Origin of the sequence: Streptomyces sp. F63, assembly GCF_018070345.1 — a bacterium.
Taxonomy (GTDB): Bacteria; Actinomycetota; Actinomycetes; order Streptomycetales; family Streptomycetaceae; genus Streptomyces.
Genome location: NZ_JAGPXX010000003.1, coordinates 118,930 through 132,453, shown reverse-complemented (window position 1 = coordinate 132,453; position 13,524 = coordinate 118,930). Strand labels below are relative to the sequence as shown.

13 protein-coding genes are annotated in these 13,524 nt (G+C 70.4%); 2 read left to right on the top strand and 11 right to left on the bottom strand.

Annotated features, from left to right (window positions below; all coding sequences use genetic code 11):
* Together KBZ10_RS04630 and KBZ10_RS04625 are read left to right on the top strand one after the other, a co-directional pair.
* Positions 1-1,209: an ABC transporter ATP-binding protein gene (locus tag KBZ10_RS04630; protein WP_210986198.1), complete on the top strand. Its 1,209-nt coding sequence runs from the start codon at positions 1-3 to the stop codon at positions 1,207-1,209.
* Positions 1,206-2,390, top strand: a complete 1,185-nt coding sequence (locus KBZ10_RS04625; RefSeq protein ID WP_210986197.1) for an ABC transporter ATP-binding protein — start codon at positions 1,206-1,208, stop codon at positions 2,388-2,390. Before KBZ10_RS04630 ends, KBZ10_RS04625 begins: the two co-directional genes overlap by 4 nt.
* Before the next feature lie 80 nt (positions 2,391-2,470).
* Here the strand turns inward: KBZ10_RS04625 and KBZ10_RS04620 are convergent, their stop codons facing one another.
* The 11 genes from KBZ10_RS04620 to KBZ10_RS04570 form a co-directional block, all read right to left on the bottom strand.
* On the bottom strand, positions 2,471-3,646 hold the full coding sequence (locus KBZ10_RS04620; RefSeq protein ID WP_210986196.1) for an ABC transporter ATP-binding protein: 1,176 nt from the start codon (positions 3,644-3,646) through the stop codon (positions 2,471-2,473).
* Positions 3,630-4,715, bottom strand: a complete 1,086-nt coding sequence (locus tag KBZ10_RS04615) for an ABC transporter ATP-binding protein (protein ID WP_210986195.1) — start codon at positions 4,713-4,715, stop codon at positions 3,630-3,632. Before KBZ10_RS04615 ends, KBZ10_RS04620 begins: the two co-directional genes overlap by 17 nt.
* Before the next feature lie 12 nt (positions 4,716-4,727).
* Positions 4,728-5,705: an ABC transporter permease gene (locus KBZ10_RS04610; protein ID WP_210986194.1), complete on the bottom strand. Its 978-nt coding sequence runs from the start codon at positions 5,703-5,705 to the stop codon at positions 4,728-4,730.
* Entirely contained in the window at positions 5,698-6,621 is a 924-nt protein-coding gene (locus KBZ10_RS04605) for an ABC transporter permease (RefSeq protein WP_210986193.1), read from the bottom strand. The genes KBZ10_RS04610 and KBZ10_RS04605 overlap by 8 nt, the downstream gene beginning before the upstream one ends.
* A 133-nt stretch (positions 6,622-6,754) precedes the next feature.
* The gene (locus KBZ10_RS04600; RefSeq protein ID WP_210986192.1) at positions 6,755-8,395 is read right to left on the bottom strand and encodes an ABC transporter substrate-binding protein; all 1,641 of its coding nucleotides are present in this window, start codon (positions 8,393-8,395) and stop codon (positions 6,755-6,757) included.
* A 142-nt stretch (positions 8,396-8,537) separates the two neighbouring features.
* A complete protein-coding gene (locus KBZ10_RS04595; protein ID WP_210986191.1) occupies positions 8,538-8,903 on the bottom strand; it encodes a type II toxin-antitoxin system VapC family toxin in 366 nt (121 codons plus the stop codon).
* A gap of 56 nt (positions 8,904-8,959) precedes the next feature.
* The gene (locus tag KBZ10_RS04590) at positions 8,960-9,235 is read right to left on the bottom strand and encodes a hypothetical protein (protein ID WP_210986190.1); all 276 of its coding nucleotides are present in this window, start codon (positions 9,233-9,235) and stop codon (positions 8,960-8,962) included.
* A gap of 184 nt (positions 9,236-9,419) precedes the next feature.
* On the bottom strand, positions 9,420-10,532 hold the full coding sequence (locus KBZ10_RS04585; RefSeq protein ID WP_210986189.1) for an ABC transporter ATP-binding protein: 1,113 nt from the start codon (positions 10,530-10,532) through the stop codon (positions 9,420-9,422).
* Positions 10,525-11,583, bottom strand: coding sequence for an ABC transporter ATP-binding protein (locus KBZ10_RS04580; protein WP_210986188.1), 1,059 nt, complete (start codon positions 11,581-11,583; stop codon positions 10,525-10,527). The genes KBZ10_RS04585 and KBZ10_RS04580 overlap by 8 nt, the downstream gene beginning before the upstream one ends.
* 11 nt (positions 11,584-11,594) lie before the next feature.
* On the bottom strand, positions 11,595-12,536 hold the full coding sequence (locus tag KBZ10_RS04575; protein ID WP_210986187.1) for an ABC transporter permease: 942 nt from the start codon (positions 12,534-12,536) through the stop codon (positions 11,595-11,597).
* Positions 12,529-13,452, bottom strand: coding sequence for an ABC transporter permease (locus tag KBZ10_RS04570; protein ID WP_210986186.1), 924 nt, complete (start codon positions 13,450-13,452; stop codon positions 12,529-12,531). The genes KBZ10_RS04575 and KBZ10_RS04570 overlap by 8 nt, the downstream gene beginning before the upstream one ends.
* Between the last annotated feature and the right edge of the window lie 72 nt (positions 13,453-13,524).

Genomic DNA, 13,524 nt, shown 5'->3' with positions numbered 1-13,524 from the left:
GTGACCACCGTCAGCAAGGAAGCGGCCGGGCCCGCGCCCGCCGGTCCGGGCACCGGCTCCGGCCCCTTCCTCTCCGTGACCGACCTCCATGTGCGCTTCGCCACCGAGGACGGCACCGTCCGTGCCGTGGACGGGCTCTCCTTCACCCTGGAACGGGGCAGGACCCTCGGCATCGTCGGCGAGTCCGGCTCCGGGAAGTCCGTCACCAATCTGGCCGTCCTGGGGCTGCACGATCCCCGCACCACCACCATCGCCGGGGAGATCCTGCTCGACGGGCGGGAGCTGACCGGGGCGCCCGAGCGGACGCTGGAGAGGCTCCGCGGCAACAAGATGGCGATGATCTTCCAGGATCCGCTCACCGCGCTCTCGCCGTACTACACCATCGGCCGGCAGATCGCCGAGCCGTACCGCAAGCACACCGGCGCCTCCCAACGGGAGGCCCGGGAGCGGGCGGTGGAGATGCTGGAGAAGGTCGGCATTCCGCGGCCCCGGCTGCGGGCCGACGACTACCCGCACCAGTTCTCCGGGGGGATGCGGCAGCGCGCCATGATCGCCATGGCGCTGGTCTGCGACCCGGACCTGCTGATCGCGGACGAACCGACCACCGCCCTGGACGTCACCGTGCAGGCCCAGATCCTGGACCTCCTCGGGGACCTCCAGCAGGAGTTCGGCTCGGCGATCATCCTCATCACCCACGACCTGGGCGTCGTCGCCAACACCGCCGACGACATCCTGGTGATGTACGCGGGGCGCGCCGTGGAGCGGGGTTCGGTCCCGGAGGTGCTGGGCGCGCCGCAGCACCCGTACACCTGGGGCCTGCTCCGCTCGATGCCCACGCTCGGCTCCGACCCGGACGCGGCGCTCCACCCGATCCCGGGCACCCCGCCGAGCCTGCTGGCGCCGCCCTCCGGCTGCCCGTTCCATCCGCGCTGCGCCTTCCCGCCGGCGGTGCGGGGCGGGCCGGAGCGCTGTGTCCGCGAGCGGCCGGAGCTGCCCGAAGGGCGGGGCGCCGCCTGCCACTTGCCCCCGGAGCAGCGGCGGGACCTCTGGGCCGGCGGGGACCGGCCGCCGCGGGAGGCGGACGCCGCGCGGGGCGGTACGCGGGAGGCGGACGCCGCGCGGGGCGCGCAGGACGCACCGCCGGGCCCGGACCCGGCGGCCGGGAGGCCCGGGGTGCTCCGGCAGGACCGGGGGGAGGCCGGCCGGTGAAGGACGACCGCACACCGCCCGCGCCCTCCGGCGCCGGCTCCGCGTCCGCCGCGGGCGAACCGGCGGCCGGTGAGCCGCTGCTCACCGCCGAGGGCCTGGTCAAGCACTTCCCCGTGCTGGGCGGCTTCCCGTTCCGGCGGCAGGTCGGCGCCGTGCGGGCGGTCGACGGGATCGACCTGACCGTCCGGGCCGGCGAGAGCTTCGGCCTCGTCGGGGAGTCCGGCTGCGGCAAGTCCACCACCGGGCGGCTGCTCACCCGGCTGCTGAAGCCGACGGCCGGCCGGATCCGCTACCGGGGCCGGGACATCACCCACGCGCATCGCAGGGAGCTGGCCCCGGTCCGCTCCGAGATCCAGATGATCTTCCAGGACCCGTACTCCTCGCTCAACCCCCGGCAGACGGTCGGCACCATCATCGGCGGCCCGATGGAGATCAACGGCATCGATCCGCCCGGCGGCCGCGAGCGGAGGGTGCGCGAGCTGCTGGAGACCGTCGGACTCAACCCCGAGCACTACAACCGGTTCCCGCACGAGTTCTCCGGCGGGCAGCGGCAGCGCATCGGGGTGGCCCGCGCCCTCGGCCTGGAGCCGAAGCTGATCGTCGCCGACGAGCCGGTCTCGGCCCTGGACGTCTCCATCCAGGCGCAGGTCGTCAATCTGCTCCAGGACCTCCGGCGGGAGCTGGGCATCGCCTTCCTCTTCATCGCCCACGACCTGGCCGTGGTGCGGCACTTCTCGCAGCGGGTGGCCGTGATGTACCTGGGGAGGATCGTGGAGACCGGCGACCGCGACGCGATCTACCGCGCGCCCCGGCATCCGTATACGCACGCGCTGCTGTCGGCGGTGCCGGAGATCGGGACGTACGGCACCGGGGAGGAGAGGGACGGGCTCGGGAGCGGCGGGGCGGAGCGCCGGGAGCGGATCCGGCTGGCGGGTGACGTGCCCTCCCCCGTCGATCCGCCGTCGGGGTGCCGGTTCCGCACCCGCTGCTGGAAGGCGCGGGAGAAGTGCGCGGCGGAGGTGCCCCCGCTGGTCCGGATCGACGGCAACCGCGCGGGCCATCTGACGGCCTGCCACTTCCCGGAGGAGCCGTCCACCTCGGCCCGTGCCGAGGATGTCGTCCTGGACCCGGCGCTGGCGGCGATCGAGGAACGGGGCACCGGCGCCGGGAACCCGGGCTGACGGACCACAGCGGCGGGCGGGGGCCGCGCCGGTCCGGGGCAGCCGGGCCGGCCGGGGCCCACCGCAGCGGCCCCGCCGCGTCACCCGTCGCGCCGGCCGCCCGGTTCCGGGGTCTCCCCCGAGCCGTACGGGCCGCTGGGCCCGCCCTGCCGCACGTGCTGCGGTGCCGGCCGGGCCAGCGGCAGGGTCTCCGCGAAGTGGCAGGCCGAGGGGTGGGCGGCCGGCCCGGCCCCGCCGCGGAACTCCTCCGGCACGGCCAGCGCCGGCACCTCCCGGGCGCATTTCTCCCGCGCCTTCCAGCAGCGGGTGCGGAAGCGGCAGCCGGACGGCGGGTCGGCCGGGGAGGGCACGTCCCCGTAGAGCAGGATGCGTTCGCGGCGCTCGCGGGCCGCCGGGTCCGGGACGGGGACGGCGGAGAGCAGCGCCTGGGTGTACGGGTGGGTGGGGTGCTCGTAGATCTCCTCGTCGGTGCCGGTCTCGGCGAACCGGCCGAGGTACATCACCCCGACCCGGTCGGAGATGTGCCGCACCACGGACAGGTCGTGCGCGATGAAGATGTAGGAGAGGTCGAACTCGTCCTGCAGCTTCTCCATCAGGTTGATCACCTGCGCCTGGACGGAGACGTCCAGGGCCGAGACCGGCTCGTCGGCGACGATGATCTCCGGGTTGAGGGCGAGGCCGCGGGCGATGCCGATGCGCTGCCGCTGCCCGCCGGAGAACTGGTGCGGATAGCGGTTGATGTACTCGGGGTTGAGCCCGACCACGTCCAGCAGGTCCTGCACCCGGCGCCGCCGGTCCCGCTTCGGGGCCGCCTCGGGGTGGATCTCGAAGGGCTCGCCGATGATGTCGCCCACCGTCATCCGCGGGTTGAGCGAGGTGTACGGGTCCTGGAACACCATCTGGATGTTGCGGCGCACGGCCTTCAGCGCCCGCCCCGACAGCTTGGTGACGTCCTCGCCCTTGTACCGGATCGTGCCGGACGTCGGCCGCTCCAGATGGACCAGCAGCTTGGCCACCGTCGACTTGCCGCAGCCGGACTCGCCGACGATGCCCAGGGTCTCGCCGCGCGCGAGGTCGAAGGAGACGGTGTCCACGGCCCGGACCGCACCGATCTGCCGGCGGAACACGATGCCGCGGGTCAGCGGGTACAGCTTCTGCAGGTCGCGCACTTCGAGGATCGGCTCGGGCCGCGGGGCCCGGGGCGACTGCTCCCGCTCCGGCTCGCGCGGCGGCTCCACCTCAATGTGCTGGTGCATCGTTGAGTTCGTCCTTCCAGAAGTGGCAGGCGCTGGCACGGCCGGGCAGCGGAGTGCCGTCGTTCTCGGCGACGGGGTAGAGGGGCGGCCGGTCGGTGACGCAGACCGCCTGTGCCCGGGGACAGCGCGGATGGAACTCGCAACCCGGCGGAATCCGGGTGAGGTTGGGCGGCAGGCCCCTGACGGCGTAGAGCCGCTGCCCCTTGCGGTCGAGCCGGGGGATGGAGTCCAGCAGCCCCTGGGTGTACGGGTGGGCGGGCCGCTGGTACAGCTCGTGCACCGGGGCGGTCTCCACGATCCGGCCCGCGTACATCACGGCGATCTTGTCGGCCACGTCCGCGACCACACCCAGGTCGTGGGTGATCAGGATCAGGCCCATCCGGTACTCCCGCTGGAGCTCGGCGAGCAGATCCATCACCTGGGCCTGGACGGTGACGTCCAGCGCCGTCGTCGGCTCGTCCGCGATGATCAGGTCCGGCTCCAGGGCCAGCGCCATCGCGATCATGATGCGCTGCCGCATACCGCCCGAGAACTGGTGCGGATAGTCGTTCACCCGCTGCTTCGCCGCCGGGATGCGGACCCGGTCCATCAGCTCCACGGCCTTCGCCCGGGCCGCCTTCCGCGAGTCGCCCCGGTGCACCTGGAACATCTCGCCGAGCTGGTACCCCACCGTCAGCACCGGGTTGAGCGAGGACAGCGCGTCCTGGAAGATCATCGCCATCCGCGCGCCCCGGATCGCGCGGCGCTCCTCGCGGCCCGCCCGCAGCAGGTCCCGGCCCCGGAAGAGGATCTCCCCGCCGGTGATCCGCCCCGGCGGGGAGTCCAGGATGCCCATGACCGCCTGCGCGGTCACCGACTTGCCGGAACCGGACTCGCCCAGCACGGCCAGCGTCTCCCCCGCGTCCACGTCGTAGGTCACGCCGTTGACGGCCTGGACGACGCCGTCCCGGGTGCGGAACTCCACCCGCAGCCCGCGGACGTCCAGCAGCGGGCCCGCGCCGTCCGGTGCGCCGCCGCGTCCCCGTGCGGGCTGCTCTCCGTCTGCGGTCGGCGTCGCGGTCGCGGGCATGGTGGCGGCTCCTCAGCGCAGCTTGGGATCGAGGGCGTCGCGCACCGCGTCGCCGAGCATGATGAACGCCAGCACCGTGATGCTCAGGGCGCCGGCCGGCCAGAGCAGCATGTGCGGGGCGTTGCGGATCCGGGAGGCGGCGTTGGAGATGTCGATGCCCCAGGAGACGGTCGGCGGGCGCAGTCCGACCCCGAGGAACGACAGGGTGGCCTCCAGCGCGATATAGGTGCCCAGCGCGATGGTGGCCACCACGATCACCGGGGCCACGGCGTTGGGCGCCACATGCCGCAGCAGCATCCGGCGGTTGCTCGCGCCCAGCGCCCGGGCGGCCTGCACGTAGTCGTTCTCCTTGGCGGTGATCACCGCGCCGCGGGCAATACGGGCGATCTGCGGCCAGCCCAGCAGCACGATGAAGCCGACCACCGGCCACACCGTGGTACTGGTCACCACGGAGAGGAAGACCAGTCCGCCGAGGATCACCGGGATGCCGAAGAAGATGTCGGCGGCCCGGGAGAGCAGCGCGTCCGCCCAGCCGCCGAAGAAGCCGGCCAGCCCGCCGATGAGCCCCCCGAGCAGCGCCACGCCCAGGGTGGCGCAGACGCCGACGGTGACGGACGCGCGGGCCCCGTGCACGGTGCGGGCGTAGACGTCGCAGCCCTGGGTGTCGAAGCCGAAGGGGTGGCCGGGCGCGCGGCCCTGCTGGGACCTGCCCAGATCGCAGGAGAGCGGATTGGTGGAGACGATCAGCTGCGGCCAGATCGAGATCACCACGAGAAAGAGGATGAGCAGCGCGGAGATGATGAACACGGGGTTGCGGCGCAGCTCCCGCCAGGCGTCGGACCAGAGGCTGCGCGGCTTGCCGGTGTCCCCGCCGTCGGGCCCGCGCCGGGGCGGGCGCTCCAGCGACTCGGCCTCGCCCATGGCCAGGTCGGCGGAACCCCCGGCTCCGGTGGGGGCGATGGCCCGGTCGGGGTCGTTGCCGTCAGGCATAGCGGATCCTCGGGTCGAGTACGGCGTACAGCAGGTCGACGAGGAGGTTCGCCAGCAGGAAGACGATGACCAGGATCGTCACGAAGCCGACGACCGTGGGCGAGTTGTTGCGCAGGATGCCCTGGTAGAGCTGGAAGCCGACGCCGTGGATGTTGAAGATCCGCTCGGTGACGATGGCCCCGCCCATGAGGGCGCCGACGTCGGTGCCGATAAAGGTGACCACCGGGATCAGCGAGTTGCGCAGCAGATGCCGGACGATGACGCGGCGACGCGGCAGGCCCTTGGCGATCGCGGTGCGGACGTAGTCGCCGCGGACGTTCTCCGCGATGGAGGTGCGGGTGAGCCGGGTGACGTAGGCCAGTGAGACCAGGGCGAGCACCACGCCCGGCAGCAGCAGCTCCTCGAAGGTCGCGTCGGTGGAGACGGACGGCCGGACCAGCCCCCACTTCACCCCGAAGAGGAACTGGAGCAGATAGCCGGTGACGAAGGTGGGGACGGAGATCACGATCAGGGTGAGGAAGAGCAGGCCGGTGTCCACGGCCCGGCCGCGCCGCAGCCCGCTGACGACCCCGAGGAGGATGCCGATGATGACCTCGATGACCACCGCGACCAGGGTCAGCCGCAGGGTCACCGGGAAGGCGGTGGCCATCAGATCCAGCACCGGCTGCCCGTTGAAGGCCGTCCCGAAGTCGCCGCGGAAGATCTGGCCCATGTAGTGCAGGTACTGCTTCCACAGCGGCTGGTCGAGGTAGAGCTCCTTGCGGATGCGGGCGGCGGTGGCCGGGTCGGGCGCCCGGTCGCCGAAGAGCGCCGCGACGGGGTCGCCGAGCGCGTACACCATGACGAAGATCAGGAAGGTGCTGCCGATGAACACGGGGATCATCTGGAGCAGCCGCCGGATCACATAGCGTCCCATGGGGGTGCTCCGGGGGTCGTGGTCCGCCGCCGCCCGCGCCCGTACCGCGTGGTGCTCCGGTTCCTGGCGGTACGGGCCGTCGGGCGCTTCGGGCTCGTGGGGCTCGTGGGGCTCGTGGGGCTCGTGGGGCTCGTCAGGCGACCTTGATCTGGTCGTAGACGGGGACGCTGAAGGGGTTGAGCTTCACGTCCGACAGCCGGTCGGAGTAGCCGGCGCTGCCGTTCTGGTACCAGAGCGGGATGGCGGGCATCTCTTCGACGAGCACCCTCTCGGCGTCCTGGAAGGTCCTGATGGCCTTCTGGGTGTCGCTCTGGGCGTTGGCCTCGTCGACGAGCCGGTCGAACTTCTCGTTGCTCCACTTGCCGTCGTTGGACGAGGCGTTGGTGTAGTAGAGCGGCTGGAGGAAGTTCTGGATCAGCGGGTAGTCCATCTGCCAGCCGGCCCGGAAGGGGCCCTTCATGCGCTGATCGCCGATCTGGTTGCGGTAGTCCGCGAAGGTGCCGACCGGGTTGACGGTGCAGGCGCGGTCCCGGCCGAGGGCGTTGTTGATGCTGTTGCAGACGGCGTCGAGCCACTGGCGGTGCGAGCCGGTGTCGACATTGGACGTGAGGGTGATCTTCCCGCCGGGGAGGCCGCCCGCGTCCTCGATCATCTTCTTGGCCTCGTCCGGGTCGTACTCGCAGGCCTGGCCGCACAGGCCCTTCTCGTAGCCGCCCTCCTCACCGAGGACGGGCGAGGTCCAGTCGCTGGCGGGGGTGCGGGTGTTGCTGAAGATCTGCTCGGTGATCTGCTCGCGGTTGATGGCCCGGGAGATGCCCTTGCGCAACTGCGCCTTCCCCTCACCCCACGCGTCGTCGTAGAAGGGGAAGGCGAGGGTCTGGATGATGCCGGCCGGCTGGTTGATGTAGCGGTCGCCGAGGTCGTCCTCGACGTTCTTGAGCTGGGCGGCGGGGATGTCGTCGGCGAGGTCGAGGTTGCCGGCGAGGAGGTCGGTGTAGGCGGCGTTGTTGTCGGTGTAGACCTTGAGATCGACGCCGCCGTTCTGCGCCTTGTCGTCGCCGGGGTAGTCGTCCCACTTCCGCAGCTTCATCACGGAGCCCTTGGTGTAGGACTCGACCTGGTAGGGGCCGTTGCCGACCGGCTTCTTCACCCAGGCGTCGTGGTCGTCGAAGAAGGCCCGCGGCAGCGGGGCGAAGGCGTTGTAGCCGAGGGTGTCCGGCCAGGTGGAGAACTTCTGGCTGAGCTTGACGGTGAAGGTGCGGTCGTCCTCGACCTTCAGTCCGGAGAGGGTCTCGGCCGTCGGGTCGCCCTCCTCCGGGTGGACCGCGTCGTAGCCCTCGATGTACTCGAAGAAGTAGGCGTTCTTCTGCGCGTTGTCGACGTTGGCGCCGTAGTTCCAGGCGTCCACGAACGACTTCGCCGTGACCTTCTCGCCGTTGCTGAACGTCCAGCCGTCCTTGACCTTGACGGTGAAGGTCTGCGAGTCGTCGGTGGTGATGGACTCGGCGAGCATGTCCTTGGCCTCGCCGGTCTCCGGGTCGTACCGCTTGAGCCCCCGGAAGATCATGTCGAGGACCTTGCCGCCCTGGACCTCGTTGGTGTTCGCCGGCTCCAGCGGGTTCTGCGGGTCGCCCCAGGAGGAGCTGAGGACGCCGGTCCCGTCCCCTCCTCCGCTGCCGCCGTCGTCGTCCCCGCCGCAGGCCGTCGCGGCCAGGGCGACGGCGATCGCGCAGGCGGCGCAGGTGACCCATCTGGCGTGCGGGGATCGGCGCATGAGGTGCCTCCTCGGTCGGGAACGGACGCCCGGTCCCATCCGAACCCGGCCCGCCCGACCCCGCATCCCGGCCTGCGCCATCCGCGCGGGCGGCGGCTGGGAAGTCACCCGTCCGCGGCAGCGCGCGTCCCGCTGCGAGCCGTCAGGTGACCTGCACCGTCACGTGCTTTCCGCGACTCCCCATCTGGTCCAGAAGGTGCTGGATGTCGTCGGGGTCGGAGGTCACCACCACAGCGCCGAGCCGAACGCCCAGCACGGCGACCGAACCGTCCACCGGATCAGCCGTGCCTGCGGTACCCAGCAGTTCGCCAGTCTCCCGGGCAGCGGCTTCGTCCATGGCGGCTATGTCACATCCCCTCAGCAACTGCGCCAGGCGTGCCTGCCGAACGCCGCCCCGCCACACCTGGGCGACCACCGTCGCCGGAATCTGCGGGATGCCTCCCGCTGTCAGATAGGAGCGATGCGCTCGCCATGCCCGGGTGTCCGACCTCTCGGCAGCGATCAGCATGCCGGCGTCGTACACGACTGACCGCAAGGTACCCACGTGTTCTCCCCCTCGCGCCCTCAGGCCGCATCGGCTGCGGGCTCGGTTTCCGTTCCGGGAACAGTCCCAGTGACCTTCTCCATGAAGTCGTCCACCCATTGCTGCTCCTCGGGTGTCGGCGGACCCACTTCAGCGAGCACTTCCTCGGCAGCCGCCAAACCGGCCTCGATCTTTGCCGCATGCTCCGCCGCCCGTGAGAGCCAGGCCGACAGGCTCAGACCCTCACGCTCTGCGGCCCCCTTAACAGCGCTGAGCGTCTCGCTGGGGATGGTGATGGTGACACGTTCGAGGCTCATACTCGACATCATACCGCCGCGGTGGCGGTATTCCCCTGATCCTGGACGAACTACCCGAAAGGGTGAAGGCAGCGCTCGGGATCGGACTCCACAACCCGAACGGCCCCGGCCCCCGGTCGTGAACCGGGGGCCGGGGCCGGGTCCGTCCCGCCTCGCGCCGGGCGCGGGCCGGGAGCGGTGCGCGTTACGCGTGGACGACGTCCTTCTCCTCCGCGAAGTGGCACGCCGACTCGTGGTTCGCCGGGGTGTCGCTGTCCTGGAAGCGCTCCGGGACCGCCAGCAGCGGCTCCTCCACGGCGCACTTGTCCTGCGCCTTCCAGCAGCGGGTGCGGAAGCGGCAGCCGGACGGCGGGTTCGCCGGGGACGGCACGTCGCCGGTGAGCAGGATCCGCTCGCGGCCCTCGCGCAGCTCCGGGTCCGGCAGGGGGACGGCGGAGAGCAGCGCCTGGGTGTACGGGTGCGTCGGGTGGTCGTAGATCTCCTCGTCGGTGCCGATCTCGGCCATCCTGCCGAGGTACATGACCCCGACCCGGTCCGAGATGTGGCGGACGATGGAGAGGTCGTGCGCGATGAAGACGTAGGAGAGGTCGAACTCGTCCTGCAGCTTCTCCATCAGGTTGATCACCTGCGCCTGGACGGAGACGTCCAGGGCCGAGACCGGCTCGTCGCAGATGATGATCTCCGGGTTGAGGGCGAGGCCGCGGGCGATGCCGATGCGCTGCCGCTGCCCGCCGGAGAACTGGTGCGGATAGCGGTTGATGTACTCGGGGTTGAGCCCGACCACGTCCAGCAGGTCCTGCACCTTGCGCCGGCGGTCCCCCTTGGGAGCCACCTCGGGGTGGATCTCGAAGGGCTCGCCGATGATGTCGCCCACCGTCATCCGCGGGTTGAGCGAGGTGTACGGGTCCTGGAACACCATCTGGATGTTCCGCCGCACCGCCTTCAGCGCGTTCCCGGAGAGCCGGGTGATGTCCTCGCCCTTGTAGTAGATCTGCCCCGCGGTGGGCCGCTCCAGGTTCATGATGAGCTTGGCGACCGTGGACTTGCCGCAGCCGGACTCGCCCACGATGCCCAGCGTCTCACCGCGGTACAGGTCGAAGGAGATGCCGTCGACGGCCCGGACCGCGCCGATCTGCCGCTTGAAGACGATGCCCTGGGTCAGCGGGAAGTGCTTGGTCAGGCCGCGCACCTGGAGGATCGGTTCGCGTCCGGCCGCCTCCCCGCCCGCGGCGGGCTTCTCCGTCGCCGCGGCCCGCTCGGAGACGGGCCCGGACTCCTGCTTGCCGACCTCAGCCATGGATCGTCTCCTCCCAGAAGTGGCACGCGGTGACGCGGCCGTCGAGCTCGGTGCCGTCCCGCTCCGTCACCTGGAACAGCGGCGGGACGTCCGTGCGGCACAGGTCCCGCGCCCTGGCGCACCGCGGGTTGAAGGCACAGCCCGGCGGGATCCGCGTCAGGTTGGGCGGCAGGCCCTTGATCGCGTACAGCTCGTGGCCCTTCTGGTCCAGGCGCGGGATGGAGTCGAGCAGGCCGCGGGTGTACGGGTGGGCGGGCCGCTTGTACAGCTCGTGCACCGGGGCGTGCTCCACGATCCGGCCCGCGTACATCACGGCGATCTTGTCGGCCACGTCCGCGACCACACCCAGGTCGTGGGTGATCAGGATCAGGCCCATCCGGTACTCCCGCTGGAGCTCGGCGAGCAGATCCATCACCTGGGCCTGGACGGTGACGTCCAGCGCCGTCGTCGGCTCGTCCGCGATGATCAGGTCCGGCTCCAGGGCCAGCGCCATCGCGATCATGATGCGCTGCCGCATACCGCCCGAGAACTGGTGCGGATAATCGTTCACCCGCGCCTTGGCCGCCGGGATGCGGACCCGGTCCATCAGCTCCACGGCCTTGGCCGTGGCGTCCTTCTTGGACATGCCCAGGTGGACGCGGAACATCTCGCCGAGCTGGTAGCCCACCGTCAGCACCGGGTTGAGCGAGGACAGCGCGTCCTGGAAGATCATCGCGATGCGGCGGCCCCGGATCTTCCGGCGCTCGGCCTCCGTCATGGCCAGCATGTCCTGGCCGTGGAAGAGGATCTCGCCCTGCGGAATCCGCCCGGGCGGCATGTCGAGAATGCCCATGATGGCCTGGGCCGTGACGGACTTGCCCGAGCCGGACTCGCCGAGCACGGCGAGCGTCTCGCCGGCGTCGACGCTGTAGTTGACGCCGTTGACGGCCTTGGCCACGCCCTCCGCGGTGTGGAACTCCACGTGCAGATCACGCACTTCGAGGAGCGGAGCGCCCGAGGACTCCCCGGACCGCGGCTCGGGAACACTGGTCGTCTTGTCGATGGTGGTCATATGGGCCTCCCTCAGCGCAGCTTGGGGTCGAGGGCGTCACGCACGGCGTCGCCCAGTGCGATGAACGCCAACACGGTGATGCTGACGAAGGCCGCCGGGAACAGCAGCGGATGCAGCGCGTCACGCAGCCGCGGAAGCGACTGATTGATCATCACGCCCCAGGAGATGGTGGGCTCCTGGATACCGACGCCGAGGTAGCTCAGGGTGGCCTCCGCGGAGACCGTCACACCGAGCGCGATCGTGGCGATGACGATGAGCGGCGTCAGCGAGTTGGGCAGCACATGCCGGAAGATGATGCGCGGGGCCGAAGCGCCCAGGGAGCGGGCCGCCGCCACATAGTCCTGCTGCTTGGCCTGGATGGCCGCGGAACGCATCACACGCGCCATGCTCATCCAGCCGAGCGCGGTCAGCGCCGTCAGCACGCCCCAGATGCCGCCGATGCGGAAGCCCTGGTCGTCACGGAAGCTGTTGAGGATGACGATGGCGCCCACGAGGAACGGCACACCCAGGACGATGTCGATGCCACGGGAGATGAGCGCGTCGGTCCACTTGCCGTAGTAGCCCGCGATGGTGCCGAGGACGGCCGCGATGAGCGCCGCGCCGGCGGTGGCGAGCACGCCGACCGTGATCGAGGTCCGGGTGCCGTGGATCGTCCGTGCGTACAGGTCGCAGCCGCGGGCGTCGTAGCCGAACCAGGCGTCGGCGCTGGGACGGTCCAGCGACCTGGACAGATCGCAGAGATGCGGGTTCGCCGAGGCGAACAGCCCGGGGAACATCGCCATGGTGACGAGCACCAGGATGATGGCGGACGGGATCAGGAACAGCGGCCGGCGTATCAGGTCGCGTATCGCGTCCTGCATGAGGCTTCGCGGCTTGGCCGCACCGTTCCCGCCGTCGCTGGGAGGAGTTGCCGCCACTTCCTTGGCGGGTGCGGTCTTGATCGTGTCACTCATAACGAATCCTCGGGTCGAGCACGGCGTACAGCAAGTCCACGATGAGGCTCATCATCACGTAGATGATGACGAGCAGCGTGACGAAGCCCACCAGCACCGGCCCGTCCTCGATCTGAATCGCCTTCACGATCTGCAGGCCGACTCCGGGAATATTGAAGATTCCCTCGGTGACAATGGCGCCGCCCATCAGGGTACCGAGGTCCGCGCCGAGGAAGGTGATCACCGGAATCAGCGAATTGCGCAGCACGTGAATTCCGGTGATGCGCGACGGAGGGAGCCCCTTCGCCTTGGCCGTGCGGACATAGTCCATCCGCAGGTTCTCCGCCACCGAGGCCCGGGCCAGCCGGGCGATGTACGCCAGCGATACCGAGCCGAGCACCAGACCGGGCAGGAGATAGCTCCGGAACCCTTCACTGACGCCGGCCACCGGGAAGATTCCGAGGTTGACGCCGAGGAACACCTGGGCCGCGTTGCCGAGAACGAAGATCGGAATGGCGATCACGGTCAGGGTCGAGAGCAGCACGAGGTTGTCCAGGAACTTGCCCCGGCGCATACCCGCGAGCACACCGGCGGTGATGCCGACGATGATCTCGAAGATGAAGGCGATGGAGGCGACCTTGAGCGTCTCCGGCCAGGCTTCGGCGATCAGGGCGTTGATGGACCTGCCGCTGAGGCTGACGCCGAAATCGCCCTTCAGCAGATCCATGGCGTAATACCCGTACCGCACCGGGAGCGGGTCGTTCAGGTGGTATTGCGCCACCAGTGCCGTTCTGATGCTCTCCGGAACGGGACGCTCACCGTACAGGTTCTGTACGGGATCGCCGCCCATGGCAGTGACCAGAGCAAATACCAGAAAGGTGGTTCCTATGATCACTGGGATCATCTGGAGCAGCCGTCTCACGACGTACCGGCCCATTGTTCCTCCTCGTGGGAACGGCGGGGGCAGTCGAAGCTGCCCCCGCCGTCAGGCCCCTGACTTTTCTATGAC

Excerpts from the sequence above, each read along its gene's own strand:
- KBZ10_RS04620 (WP_210986196.1), bottom strand. The coding sequence starts at position 3,646 with ATGCACCAGCACATTGAGGTGGAGCCGCCGCGCGAGCCGGAGCGGGAG.
- KBZ10_RS04585 (WP_210986189.1), bottom strand. The coding sequence starts at position 10,532 with ATGGCTGAGGTCGGCAAGCAGGAGTCCGGGCCCGTCTCCGAGCGGGCC.
- KBZ10_RS04570 (WP_210986186.1), bottom strand. The coding sequence starts at position 13,452 with ATGGGCCGGTACGTCGTGAGACGGCTGCTCCAGATGATCCCAGTGATC.
- KBZ10_RS04610 (WP_210986194.1), bottom strand. The coding sequence starts at position 5,705 with ATGCCTGACGGCAACGACCCCGACCGGGCCATCGCCCCCACCGGAGCC.
- KBZ10_RS04600 (WP_210986192.1), bottom strand. The coding sequence starts at position 8,395 with ATGCGCCGATCCCCGCACGCCAGATGGGTCACCTGCGCCGCCTGCGCG.
- KBZ10_RS04595 (WP_210986191.1), bottom strand. The coding sequence starts at position 8,903 with ATGCTGATCGCTGCCGAGAGGTCGGACACCCGGGCATGGCGAGCGCAT.
- KBZ10_RS04605 (WP_210986193.1), bottom strand. The coding sequence starts at position 6,621 with ATGGGACGCTATGTGATCCGGCGGCTGCTCCAGATGATCCCCGTGTTC.
- KBZ10_RS04580 (WP_210986188.1), bottom strand. The coding sequence starts at position 11,583 with ATGACCACCATCGACAAGACGACCAGTGTTCCCGAGCCGCGGTCCGGG.
- KBZ10_RS04615 (WP_210986195.1), bottom strand. The coding sequence starts at position 4,715 with ATGCCCGCGACCGCGACGCCGACCGCAGACGGAGAGCAGCCCGCACGG.
- KBZ10_RS04590 (WP_210986190.1), bottom strand. The coding sequence starts at position 9,235 with ATGAGCCTCGAACGTGTCACCATCACCATCCCCAGCGAGACGCTCAGC.
- KBZ10_RS04575 (WP_210986187.1), bottom strand. The coding sequence starts at position 12,536 with ATGAGTGACACGATCAAGACCGCACCCGCCAAGGAAGTGGCGGCAACT.